Source organism: Clavibacter lycopersici (genome assembly GCF_003576405.1).
GTDB lineage: Bacteria > Actinomycetota > Actinomycetes > Actinomycetales > Microbacteriaceae > Clavibacter > Clavibacter lycopersici.
In genome coordinates, this window is the sequence record NZ_QWGT01000003.1 from 24,535 (window position 1) to 36,823 (window position 12,289).

Annotated in this window: 9 protein-coding genes; 8 read left to right on the plus strand and 1 reads right to left on the minus strand. The window is 72.0% G+C overall.

Features of this window, described 5'->3' with window-relative positions; genetic code table 11:
* Positions 1-116: 116 nt before the first annotated feature.
* Positions 117-2,285, minus strand: coding sequence for an acyltransferase family protein (locus tag DZG00_RS00650; protein ID WP_233548730.1), 2,169 nt, complete (start codon positions 2,283-2,285; stop codon positions 117-119).
* A 325-nt stretch (positions 2,286-2,610) separates the two neighbouring features.
* Between DZG00_RS00650 and DZG00_RS00655 the strand changes: the two genes are divergently transcribed.
* The 8 genes from DZG00_RS00655 to DZG00_RS00690 all read left to right on the plus strand — a co-directional run.
* A complete protein-coding gene (locus DZG00_RS00655; protein ID WP_119381046.1) occupies positions 2,611-4,023 on the plus strand; it encodes a tyrosine-protein kinase domain-containing protein in 1,413 nt (470 codons plus the stop codon).
* Positions 4,024-4,032: 9 nt separating this feature from the next.
* On the plus strand, positions 4,033-4,752 hold the full coding sequence (locus DZG00_RS00660; protein WP_119381047.1) for an arsenate reductase/protein-tyrosine-phosphatase family protein: 720 nt from the start codon (positions 4,033-4,035) through the stop codon (positions 4,750-4,752).
* A gap of 88 nt (positions 4,753-4,840) precedes the next feature.
* Positions 4,841-6,316 (plus strand): sugar transferase, encoded by a 1,476-nt coding sequence (locus tag DZG00_RS00665; RefSeq protein WP_119381048.1) that lies wholly within the window; start codon positions 4,841-4,843, stop codon positions 6,314-6,316.
* Positions 6,316-7,446, plus strand: coding sequence for a glycosyltransferase (locus DZG00_RS00670; RefSeq protein ID WP_119381049.1), 1,131 nt, complete (start codon positions 6,316-6,318; stop codon positions 7,444-7,446). Before DZG00_RS00665 ends, DZG00_RS00670 begins: the two co-directional genes overlap by 1 nt.
* A complete protein-coding gene (locus DZG00_RS00675) occupies positions 7,446-8,492 on the plus strand; it encodes a glycosyltransferase family 4 protein (RefSeq protein ID WP_233548737.1) in 1,047 nt (348 codons plus the stop codon). The genes DZG00_RS00670 and DZG00_RS00675 overlap by 1 nt, the downstream gene beginning before the upstream one ends.
* Complete coding sequence (locus tag DZG00_RS00680) at positions 8,489-9,667, plus strand: polysaccharide transporter (protein WP_119381050.1); 1,179 nt, start codon at positions 8,489-8,491, stop codon at positions 9,665-9,667. Before DZG00_RS00675 ends, DZG00_RS00680 begins: the two co-directional genes overlap by 4 nt.
* Complete coding sequence (locus tag DZG00_RS00685; RefSeq protein WP_119455308.1) at positions 9,664-10,713, plus strand: polysaccharide pyruvyl transferase family protein; 1,050 nt, start codon at positions 9,664-9,666, stop codon at positions 10,711-10,713. The genes DZG00_RS00680 and DZG00_RS00685 overlap by 4 nt, the downstream gene beginning before the upstream one ends.
* On the plus strand, positions 10,692-12,289 hold a 1,598-nt coding region (locus tag DZG00_RS00690), incomplete at its 3' end, for an O-antigen polymerase (protein ID WP_233550064.1). The genes DZG00_RS00685 and DZG00_RS00690, both read left to right, overlap by 22 nt.

Consider the following 12,289-nt stretch of genomic DNA (forward strand, 5'->3'; position numbering starts at 1 on the left):
TCCCCAGCACCGGACCGCCGCCCGGTTCGGCTCGGGCCGCCGGGCGCACGACGACGGGCGCCCCTCCGGTGAGGAGGAGCGCCCGTCGTGGCGTGCGGTGGTGCCGTGCGATCCGGTCAGCCGGCGGCAGGGGCCGCGCCGATGCCGAGCGGCGCGAGGATGTCCGACATGATCGGCGCGAGGTCCTGCGACTGGCGGGCCGTGAGGTGCGACGTGTCGCCGCGCACGGGGATCCCGTTCACGAACGCCGGGCACGTGCCCTGGCTGCAGAACCAGCCCTGCGTGTTGATGAACTGGACCGGCGCCCCGACCTCGGTCGCCGCGGCCTCCATGGTGCGGGCGTGGCTGATGAAGGACGGCGACACCGTGGACTGGCAGTCGTTCGGCGAGCTGGTCGGCGTCTTGCACTCGACGAGGGCCGTGGCTGCCGGCGGGCGGGACAGCACGATCACGTTGGCCGCTGCGGTCTTGAGCGCGTTCATCGTGGTGAGCGCGCCGGCCTGCCACTCGCGGTCGGCGGCGCCACCCGTCGCCCCGCTCGACAGGTAGGAGTTGTCGACGGCCTCGCTCATCAGGACGAGCGCGGGCTTCGTGGCGTTCATCTCGCCGAGCGCCCAGTTGCGGAAGTCCGTGCACTCCGTGTACTCGGATCCGTCGGTGTCCGTGCTCGTGACGGTCGACGCGGGGCAGCGCGCCATCGTGAGGATGCGCACCTTCCAGTCGTCGCCGAGGCTCGCGCGGAGCATGGGGGCGTAGCTGATCGCGAGCGAGTCGCCGAAGATCACCGCGGTCTTCTCCGGGCCCGCCGAGGCGTTCCCGTAGACGCAGTGCTCGGTGTTCTCGATCGCGTCCTTCTCCTCGGCGAGGTCGGCGCCGAGGCAGCCCTCCTTCGCCCACTCGGGTGCGATGACGTCGCGGCCGAAGTCGCCGAACGACTCGACGGCGGGATCCAGCGCGGGCCACTCGTCCGCGGCCAGGGCGGTGGTGATCTGCTCGGTGCGGGTCGCGAGGGCCGTGCCGGTGGCCTCCACGGGCGCGGCCGTGCCGCCCGTGCTCGGGGTCCCGTTCCCGAGCTGGCTCTGTCCGGTCGGCTCGTCGCGCACGACGGCCACGGCGACGACGCCCACCACGGCGACCGCGACCACGGACAGCGCCGCGACGGTCATCTTGAGCTGCGCGCCCGACGACCGGCGGCCGGCCTTCTTCGGGTCGAGCCAGCTGGAGCGGCGGATCGGGTCCTCGACGAGGTGGAACGAGGCGATGGCGAGCACGAGCGTCGCGGCGATCGCGGCGCCGTAGTACTCGAGGGTGCCGGTGCCGAGCAGCGACGCCAGCAGGATGATCGCCGGGAAGTGCCAGAGGTACAGCGAGAACGAGAGCTTGCCGATGTAGGTGGTGACCGGGTTCGTGATCGGCACCATGGCCTTCGACACGCCGCCGATGCCCGACGCGATGACGAGCGCGGTCGCGATGACGGGCAGGAGGCCGAAGGGCACCGGGAAGGCGCGGTCGCCGGCGACGAGGAAGAAGGAGGCGATGATGCCCGCGAGTCCGACGTAGCCGAGGACCGGGCGGATCGCGGCCGGGAGCGTGGCTATCCGCGCGGCGAAGATCGCGAGGAGCGCGCCGATGCCGAGCTCCCACGCGCGGGAGAAGGTGGAGAAGTACGCGACCGTCGGGCGGGCCGTGGTCTCGTAGTAGCCCCAGGCGAGCGACGCGAGGATGAGGACGCCGACCGTGATGCCGATCGTCTGCGTGAAGACGCGCGCGCGCTTGACGCGGTTCTTGGGGGTGCGGCGGCGGGCGAACGTGATCACCAGGATCATCAGCACGGGCCAGACGAGGTAGAACTGCTCCTCGACCGAGAGCGACCAGTAGTGGCGGAACGGCGAGATGGGGCCGTCGGACGCGAAGTAGTCGGTGCCGGCGCTGGCGAAGTGCCAGTTGGACACGAAGAGGGCGGACCAGACGGCGTCCCAGAGGCTCGCCTGCGCGCGCACCACGTTGAAGACGAGGAACGAGACGGCCGTCGTGACCACGAGCACGAGCAGCGCGGCCGGCATGATGCGACGGACGCGGCGCTTGTAGAAGTTCGTGAACGAGATCGTCTTCGTGCGCTCGTACTCCTTCAGCAGGAGCCCCGTGATAAGGAACCCGCTGATGACGAAGAAGACGTCGACGCCGACGAAGCCGCCCGAGGGCCAGTCGAAGAGGTGGTCGACGATGACGGCGATGACCGCCAGGGCGCGCAGGCCCTCGACGTCCGGACGGAAGCCGCGGTTCACCGTGGCGGGCGAATCCCCCTCGGGTGGCGGGTTCTCATCGCTCGGTGCCGAGCGGAGCTCCGACGGATCCGGGAGCGCGGGAGTACCCCGGCGAAATGTCTGCGAGCTCATGGCCCAGGTCCCTACTCACTCGTGTACCGCCGTGCAGCACTGCTGTCTGAGCGACCCTAACAGGGCGTCAAGGGGCCTACCATGCCCCGGACGGGGGCGTTCCGGGCTGCTGGCGCGGCTCGTGAGCTGTGTGATGATAGACAGCCGAGGCTGTGGATATCCCACGTATGCGGACACTCCGCGCCTGTGTGCTTTTGGGGAAGGGTTCTAAGTTATGGCGCTCCGTGACTTCATTCGGATGCTGCGTAGGGGCGCGGTGCTCATCATCCTGACGCTCCTGGTCGGGGTGGGCGCCGCGGCGGCCTTCTCCCTCCTCCAGACCCCCGAGTACGAGGCGTCGACCAAGATGTACGTCGCCCAGAGCAGCTCGGGCAGCGTCTCCGACCTCCAGCAGGGCAACAACTTCATCACCCAGGCGGTGAAGAGCTACGCGGACGTCGTCACGACCCGCGCCGTGCTCCAGCCGGTCATCGACGAGTTCGGGCTCGACATGACGTCGCGCGAGCTCGCCGAGTCGGTCACGGCCTCCGCGCCGCTCGACACGACGATCATCGACATCACGGTCAAGGACCAGTCCCGCCAGGACGCCGCGACCCTCGCCGACGCCATCGGCGCCAGCCTCACCACGGTCGTCGGCAACCTGGTGCCCGAGACGATCGAGGGCACCCCGCAGGTGCAGATCACGCAGCTCGAGGAGGCGGAGATCCCCGAGTCGCCGTCGTCCCCGAACCTGCCGGTCAACATCATCGTCGGCGCGATCATCGGCCTCCTCATCGGCGTGGGCGTCAGCCTCCTGCGCGAGACGCTCGACAACCGCATCCGCGGGGAGCGCGACGTGGAGCTCGTCACGACGAAGCCCATCCTCGGCGGCATCGCGTACGACCCGAAGGCGACCGAGCGTCCGCTCATCGTCCAGGACGACCCGCGGAGCCCCCGCGCCGAGTCCTTCCGCAGCCTCCGCACGAACCTGCAGTTCCTGGAGTTCGGCGGCCGCTCGCGCAGCTTCGTCATCACCTCCTCGATCCAGGGCGAGGGCAAGTCGACCACCAGCTCGAACCTCGCGCTGGCGCTCGCCGACTCCGGCATCAAGGTCGTCCTCATCGACGCCGACCTCCGCCGCCCGCGCCTGGCCTCCTACATGGGCCTCGAGGGCGCCGTGGGCCTCACCGACATCCTCATCGGCCGCGCCGAGATCGAGGACGTCATCCAGCCCTGGGGCTCGGGCATGCTCTCGATCCTCCCCGCCGGACAGATCCCGCCGAACCCGTCCGAGCTGCTCGGCTCGCAGGGCATGGCGCGTCTGCTGCAGGACCTCGAGGCGCGCTACGACGTGGTGCTCATCGACGCCCCGCCGCTGCTGCCCGTCACGGACGCGGCGATCCTGTCCAAGAACGCCGGCGGCGCCATCGTCGTCGTCGCGGCGGGCCGCACGCACCGCACGCAGCTGAAGAGCGCCATCGCCAACCTCACGAACGTGGGCGCGGACGTGCTCGGCCTCGTGATCACCATGCTCCCGACCAAGGGCCCGGACGCGTACGGCTACGGCCACTACGGCTACGGGTACGGGTACACGGAGGACGAGGACGGCAACAAGTCCAAGGCGCCCATCGAGAAGATCAAGGCGTAGCTCCCCTCCATGTCGGAACTCCCCCCCACGAGCCGCAGGGCCGCACGCGCGGCCCTCGGCGACGCATCCTCCGAGGGCGTCGACGACGGCTCGTTCCGCGTCCTCTTCGTCTGCTCGGGCAACATCTGCCGATCCGCCCTCGCCGAGCAGGTCCTCCGGGCCCGGGTGCGGGCGATCTTCGGCGGCCACGCCGCCGAGGCCGACTCGGTCGTGCGCTTCTCCAGCGCCGGCACGATCGCGGCCGAGGGGCAGCGCATGCCCGAGCAGGCGGCGGAGCTCTCCGTCCGCTACGGCGGGGACCCGAGCGGGCACCAGGCGCGCTTCCTGACGCCCGGCATCATCCAGGGCGTCGACCTGGTGCTCACCATGGCGCGCGAGCACCGCAGCGCCGTCGTGCGCGCGGTGCCCCGGGCCAACCGCTTCACGTTCACGATCCGCGAGTTCGCGGCGCTGTTCGAGCACCTCGTCGAGGTGACCGGGGACGAGAAGCACATCGCGTGCGACGGCGACGTGCCGGAGCAGCTGCGCGCGCTCATCCCGCTCGTGGCGGCGCAGCGGGGCGTGACCCTGCCGCCCGCCCACGAGGACGACTACGACGTGGTCGACCCGTACCGCCGGTCGCAGGCCACGTACGACGCCTCGGGCGAGCAGGCCGGGGGCGCCATCGAGTCGATCCTCGAGTCGGTGCGGGCCGTGACCCGCACGGACGCGCCCCGCCTGCGGGGCTGACCCGACCACCGCCACCGCACACGCGAGCGCACGCCGCTCCATCAGACACCACCGGCTCCCGAACGGAGCCGACTGCCCCGGGGGACCAGTGGACACGCAACAGACACGACGCACGGACGAGGCCCAGGAGGGCTCGCGCTGGCGGGTCGTCTACGCCCGGCGCCTCGCGCTGAGCGACGCGATCGTCATCATCCTCACGACCTTCGGGGTGCAGTTCCTGTGGTTCGGCACGACGGCGGGCACGGTCGACCTCGGCGGCAACGCGCGCGGCGTGGCCGTGACCTACACGATGGTCTCGGTCGTGCTGATCCTCTCCTGGCTCTTCGTACTCACCGTCTACAGCACGCGCGACTACCGCATCGTCGGCACCGGCACCGCGGAGTACAAGCAGGTCGCCGACGCGACGCTGCGGCTGTTCGGGATCATCGCGATCGTCGCGTTCCTCGTGAAGATCGACCTGGCGCGCGGCTACATCGTCACCGGCCTGCCGCTCGGCCTCGTGCTCCTGCTGCTGTCGCGCGCGCTCTGGCGCGTGTGGCTCTCCGCCCAGCGCCGTCGCGGCGAGTTCTCCTCGCTGATCCTGCTGGTCGGCTCCCTCGAGAGCACCACCCACACCGCCACGACCCTCGCCCGCGCCCCGAAGGCCGGCTACCGCGTGGTGGGCGCCTGCCTCACGGGCGACGCGCGGCCGTCGCGCCTGCCCGGCCTCGACGTGCCGGTCGTCGGGAACGCCGACGACGCGCTCGCGGAGCTGGAGCGCCTCGGCGCCGACACCCTCGTGCTGACCTCCAGCGACGAGCTGCCGCCCGAGCGGATCCGCGAGCTCAGCTGGTCGCTCGAGCCCGGCCGCCACCACCTCGTCATGGCACCCGGCCTCACCGACATCGGCGGCCCGCGCATCCACACACGCCCGGTCGCCGGCCTCCCCCTCATCCACGTGGAGACCCCGCGCTTCGAGGGACGCAAGCTCCTCTCCAAGCGCCTGTTCGACATCGTCGTCTCGGGGATCACGCTCATCGTGCTGAGCCCCGTCTTCCTGGTCCTCGCGATCCTCATCAAGGCCACGAGCAAGGGCGACGTCTTCTACAAGCAGGAGCGCATCGGCCTCAACGGCCAGCCGTTCCACATGCTCAAGTTCCGCTCGATGCGCATGAACGCCGACGCCGAGCTGTTCGCGCTGCTGGAGCAGCAGGGCACGGCCGACACCCCGCTGTTCAAGGTGACCGACGACCCGCGCATCACGAAGGTCGGCGCGGTCCTCCGGCGCTACTCGCTGGACGAGCTGCCGCAGTTCCTCAACGTGCTGCTCGGTTCCATGAGCCTCATCGGCCCGCGCCCGCAGCGCGAGGGCGAGGTGGCCCTGTACGACAGCGCCGCGCGCCGCCGCCTCCTCATCAAGCCCGGCATGTCCGGCCTGTGGCAGGTCTCCGGCCGGTCGTCGCTCTCGTGGGAGGACGCCATCCGCCTCGACCTCTACTACGTGGAGAACTGGTCGCTCACGGGCGACATCATCATCCTGGCGCGCACGTTCAAGGCCGTCTTCGGCGCGGACGGGGCCGTCTGATGGGCGGGCTGCTGGTCCAGGAGTGGATCGAGAGGTCGGGCGGATCCGAGAAGGTGTTCGACGCGTTCGCGCACGCCTTCCCCGACGCCGACCTCTTCACGCTCTGGAACGACGACCCGGGCCGATTCGGCGACCGGCCCGTGCGGGAGAGCTGGATCGCCCGCACGCCGCTGCGCCGGAAGAAGCCCCTCGCCCTGCCGTTCATGCCGCTCACGTGGAGCTCGCTCGACCTCGACGCGTACGAGTGGACGCTCTCGAGCTCGCACCTGTTCGCGCACCACCTCGGCCACGGGGACCACGCGACCCGGCAGCACGTCTACGTGCACAGCCCCGCGCGGTACCTGTGGACCCCCGACCTCGACAAGCGCGGCGCCAACCCGCTCGTGAAGGCCGCAGCTCCCCCGCTGCGCGCGCTCGACCGGCGCCGCGCGCAGGCGTCGCACGCCGAGTTCGCCGCGAACAGCGCGTTCGTGCAGGCGCGCATCCGCGCGGCGTGGGACGTCGACGCGCAGGTCATCCACCCGCCCGTCGACGCGACCGCGATCCGCGACACCGCGTCGTGGGAGGGCGAGCTCACCGGATCCGACGCCGCGCTGGCTGCGTCGCTGCCCGACCGCTTCCTCCTGGGCGCCAGCCGCTTCGTGCCGTACAAGCGGCTCGACCTCGTGATCCGCGCGGGCGAGGCCGCCGACGTGCCCGTCGTGCTCGCCGGATCCGGCCCGCTCGCCGAGGAGCTGCAGGCGCAGGCCGACGCCGCGCGCGTGCCCGTCACGATCGTGCCGCGCCCCTCGGACGCCCTCCTCTACACGCTGTACCAGCGCGCGATCGCGTACGTGTTCCCGGCCGTCGAGGACTTCGGGATCATGCCCGTCGAGGCGATGGCCGCCGGCGCGCGCGTGCTCGTCAGCGACGTGGGCGGCGCGACCGAGAGCGTCGTCGACGGCGTGACGGGCGTGCACGTGCACGACTGGGAGGGCGCAGGCCTCGCGGACGCCGTCGCGCGGGCCGCCGCCATGGATCCCGCCGCGAGCGTCCAGCGCTCCGCCGAGTTCGACGCGGCCGTGTTCGAGCGCCGCATCGCCTCCTGGGTCCGCCACGACGGATCCCGGCTCGACGGGGCGGCCGCCTGATGCGCCGGCTCGTCGTCAACGAGGCCTACGCGGGGCAGCGGGTCACCGGCCAGCAGCGCTACGCGACCGAGATCGCCCGCGCGCTCGAGGGCAAGCGGGGCGTCACGCGCGCCACGCCGTCCGCCGGCGTCGCCTCGTCCGGCGCCCGCAGCTGGCTGTGGGTGCAGACGACCCTGCCGTGGATCACGCGCCAGGACGTGCTGCTGTCGCTCACGAGCCGCGCCCCGCTCGTGCACCGCCGCCACATCGTCGTCGTGCACGACCTCTTCGTGCTCACCAACCCCGAGTGGTACAGCCGCGAGTACGTCGTGACCCACGTGCCGCTGCTCCGCGCGAACCTGCGCGACGCGCGCGTGATCGTCACCGTGAGCGAGCCCGTCGCCGAGCAGGTGCGGGAGCTCGGCCTCTCCAGCGCGCCCGTCGTGGTCGCGCCCAACGCGCCGAGCCCCGTGTTCGGCGAGCCGCGCGGCGCCGAGGAGCGCGCCAGGGTGCTCGAGCGGTTCGGCGTGACCGATGGCGGGTACCTGCTCGCGGTCGGCAGCATGGATCCGCGCAAGAACCTCCAGCGCCTCACCGAGGCGTACCTCGCGCTGCCCGCGGAGACGCGCGCCGCCGCTCCGCTCGTGCTCGTGGGCGCCAAGAGCGCCGTGTTCGGCGACGTCGACATGGCGGAGTCCGACGACATCAAGCTCGCCGGCTACGTGACCGACGACGAGCTCGCCGTGCTCTACGCCGCTTCGCGCGGCGTCGTGTTCCCGAGCCTCGCGGAGGGCTTCGGCCTGCCGCTCGTCGAGGCGATGGTCGCGGGCGCGCGGCTCGCCGTGTCCGACATCCCCGTCTTCCACTGGATCTGCGAGGACGACGCCGCGTACTTCTCCCCCGCCGACACGTCCGCCATCACCGATGCGCTCGCCCGCCTGGCGGCCGCCCCGCCGCTCGACGAGGAGGAGGCCGCCCGGATCCGCCGCGCCGTCACCTGCCGCTTCGACTGGCGCACCTCCGCGCAGACCGTCCACGACGCCTACCAGAGCATCGGGACGCGATGATCCGTCGGATCGGGCTGCTGCTCCCCACGGGAGCCGCAGGGCTCACGCGCGTGCTCCAGCTGGTGCTGCTCGTGGTCCTGACGCGCCTGTCGGATGGCTCGGCCGGGAACGCGCTCGTCACCGGGTTCGCGCTGCTCAGCTCGTTCGCGATCATCACCGACTCGGGTGCAGCCAACTTCCTGCTGTCGCTGCCGCGCACGCGCCTCACCCGCGGGGTGCACGCGCGCGCGGTCGCCTTCCACGCGGGGCTCGGGTCGCTCGGCGCCGCCATCGCGGTCGTCCTCACGGTCGCCGCTGCCACGACGATCCCCGGCGAGGCCGTGCTGCTGCTCGTCGCGCTCGGCGTCAGCCAGGTGCTCGACTCGCTCACCCGCACGATCCGCGCGCCCCTGCTCGTCGGCCGCCGCGACGCCTCCTACGCCTTCCCCGACCTCGCGCTCGTGGTGCTGAAGGCCGTGCCGCTCGCGATCGCGGTGCTCGTGCCCGAGATCCTCGTGCTGCTCGCCTTCCCGCTGGTATCGCTCGTGGTCACCGCGGGCACCTGGATCGCCGTCCGCCGCGACCTCGCCACCACGAGCGACGAGCCCGTGCGCGTGTTCCCGCAGATCCTCGAGTTCGGCCTCTCCGGATCCCTGAGCGCCCTCTACTCGCAGGCGCCGCTCGTGCTCGGCACGGCGATCCTCGGCGTCGACGCCGTGACGCCGCTCGCCCTCGCCTACCGCGTGGTGCAGCCGCTCGAGGTCCTGCCGGCGACGCTCTCGCAGCAGCTGATCCCGCGGATCCGCGCCGCCGCCCGCCCCGCGCGCGCCTACTGGTGGCGGTTCGCGCTCGGCGGCCTCGTGCTCGCGGGCGTCCTGGCGCTGATCCGCGAGCCCGTCGAGCGCGTCTTCGGCGGCGACGCGTTCGACCAGGCGATCTTCCTCGTGGTCCTCCTCTCGGTCGCCCCCAAGTTCGGCAACTACGCCCTCATGGCGTACGCGATGGGCTCCGGCCTCGTGCGCGTGCGGCTCACCGCCACCATCGTCACGGGCGTCGTGGCCGTGATCCTCACGCTCATCGCCTGCCTCACCGCGGGCCCCGCACTCCTCGCCGGCGTCACGCTCGCCAGCGAGCTCGTCCTGAGCGCCGCCATCGCCGCGCTCCTCATCCGCAACCGCAGGAAGGAGGACGCATGAGGACCCTCATCGTCTCCGCCGACCGCACCCTCGCGTCCGGCCACCCGCAGAACCTCGGGGACGCCTTCCTCACCGACGCGCTCTCCGAGCGTCTCCGCCGGGCCGGCCACGAGACCGTGATCGCCGACTTCGGGCAGGCCGTGCGCCGCGACTCCACGGAGGAGCGCGCCCGCGTCTCCGGCGTGCGCGCGCTCGCGGACCTCGTCCGCCAGGTCGACGCGGTCGTCGTCGGCGGCGGCACGCTGCTCGCGGACGACCAGCCGGGCCGCCCCTTCGCGGGCCTCCCGCGTCTCATGGCCGTCACCGGCCTCATCGCGCGCACCAGCCGCACGCCGCTCGCCGTGTTCGGCGTGGGCGCGGATCCCGTCACCCGCCGCCGCGCGCGCCTCGCCCTCCGCTCAGGGCTCGACGCCGCCCGCGTCTGGACCCGCGACCCCGACTCCGCCGGCCGCGCCGCCGGGTACTCGGGGCTGCCCGTCGAGGTCGCCGCCGACGTCAGCCTCTTCGCCGCCCCCGAGCTCGCCGCGATGTCCGCCCCGGCCGACCGCCGTCGGGGCGCCGTCGTCGCGCTCAACGCGAGGCACTCGCCCCAGGTCACGCTCGCCGACGTGCAGGCCCTCGAGGAGCGCTTCGGCGAGGTCGTGTTCGTGTCGATGGACCAGGGCGACGACTCCGACGCCGGCGCCCTGCATCCCGAGGTCCGCGCCCGGCTCACGACCGAGCCCGGCGACCACGGCTGGCGCCGCGCGGCGGAGCTCATGGCCGATCGCGAGGTCGTCGTCGCCTCTCGCATGCACGCCATGTACCTCGGTACGATGCTGACGACGCCCGTGGTCGCCGTCGGCGGAGCCACCAAGGTCGGGGCGTTCACGACCGAGTTCGGCACGCGCACGGAGCCCGCGTTCGACCGGGCGGTCCGCACCGCCATCCAGGCACCGGCCGACGCCGGCGCCGCATCCACCACCGCGGCGGCTCTCGTCGCCGCCACCGCCCGCCTGGACGCGGCATTCGAGGAGATGACTTCATGGGTCCGACGTACCGCCTAGCGACCCCGGCGGTCTTCGCGGCCGCCGTGGTCCTCACCATCCTCGCCGCGCTCGGCGGCGTCGCGCTGCTCGGCAACGAGCTCTCCTACCCGTTCATGATCGCGGTGCTCGCGGTCCTGCTCGTGAGCGTGCTCGTCAAGGAGACGGTCTCCAACGGGGATCCGCTGACCCCCGGCGGCATCGTCGCCGCCACGGGCCTCCTCCTGTTCGTGCTGCGCCCGCTCACGGTCGCCAACAGCATGGAGACGAGCCCCGGCGCCATCGCGGACACGCGCTTCTTCTCCCCCACGCTGCAGCTCGCCGCGAGCTCCGCGCTCATCGAGGCGCTGATCTTCTTCTCGGCGTTCTTCGTCGTCTACTACTACTCGGTCGCCCGCGAGGCGAAGCGCATCACCATGGGCGGCGAGGACGCGAAGGCCCTCGAGCAGAACGCCATCGCGGGCGGCCCCGCCGTCGTCGACCCGGACACCCAGGTGCGCTGGCAGCGCGTGTTCAACACGTCGGTGTCGCAGGCGCTCGTGGTGATCTCCGCCGTCGTCGCGCTCGGCCTCCTCGTGTACCTGGTGCTCTCCTCCGGCGGCATCCAGGCGTACACGACGGGCCTCGCGAACCGGAGCGACTTCCTCTCCGGCAAGTCGTTCATCGGCCTCTCCTACATCCCCGTGCAGATCGCGATCGTCTACAACGTGCTCGCGCGCCGGCAGAAGGGCCTCGAGGGCTGGAACTGGGTCAACCTGGTCGCCGTCGTCGTGCTCGTGATCTGCGCCGGTTCCGCCGGCGGCCGCGGCCCGCTCATCATCGGCGTGTTCCTGCCGTTCCTGATCCTCAAGCAGATCGGCCCGAAGCCGTTCCGCTTCCGCAGCATCGCCCTCATCGGCGGCATCACGGCCGTGGTCGCGATGGTCTACTCGATCGTCATCCGCGAGTCCACGTTCGACAACGGCCGCTCGCTCGACCGCCTCACGCAGGACCCCCTGGGCGTCCTCCTCGACCGCCTCACCAGCGGCATCGAGACGCGGCCGTTCGACGTGCTCATCCGCCTCAACGAGGTCGCGTCGCTGCCCGACTTCGTCTACCAGTGGGGAGCCACCTACGCCGCCGTGCCGGCCTGGTTCGTCCCCCGCGGGCTCTGGGAGGACAAGCCCTTCGGCGGCGGCAACACGTGGTTCACGTCCACGTACGTGCCCCGGTTCTACGGCGTCAACCGCGTCGAGACCAGCCTGTCGGCCATCGGCGAGGCGTTCGCCAACTTCGGGATCCCCGGTGTCGTCGCCGTCGGCGCGCTCCTCGGCCTCGTGGCCGGCCTCTTCATCCGCGCCCGCATGCGCCGCCGGGGCCTCCTCGGCGCGGCCATCGCGGTCGTCGTCACGCCGTACCTCTTCTCCCTCATCCGCGGCGACGCGTACCAGGGCATGTCGACGAGCATCGCGTCGCTCGTGATCCTCGTCGTGTTCTTCTGGATCTCCTCCACGCGCAAGCAGGTCACCGGCCCGGTCAGCGCGCACTCGCTGCTGCAGTCGCTCAGCTGGCTGCGGAACGCGGCGAAGACGCTGCGGGTGAACTGCATCGACGGGAT

Coding starts and splice junctions, on each gene's coding strand:
- DZG00_RS00675 (WP_233548737.1), top strand. CDS start 7,446: ATGCGCCGGCTCGTCGTCAACGAGGCCTACGCGGGGCAGCGGGTCACC.
- DZG00_RS00670 (WP_119381049.1), top strand. CDS start 6,316: ATGGGCGGGCTGCTGGTCCAGGAGTGGATCGAGAGGTCGGGCGGATCC.
- DZG00_RS00655 (WP_119381046.1), top strand. CDS start 2,611: ATGGCGCTCCGTGACTTCATTCGGATGCTGCGTAGGGGCGCGGTGCTC.
- DZG00_RS00680 (WP_119381050.1), top strand. CDS start 8,489: ATGATCCGTCGGATCGGGCTGCTGCTCCCCACGGGAGCCGCAGGGCTC.
- DZG00_RS00685 (WP_119455308.1), top strand. CDS start 9,664: ATGAGGACCCTCATCGTCTCCGCCGACCGCACCCTCGCGTCCGGCCAC.
- DZG00_RS00660 (WP_119381047.1), top strand. CDS start 4,033: ATGTCGGAACTCCCCCCCACGAGCCGCAGGGCCGCACGCGCGGCCCTC.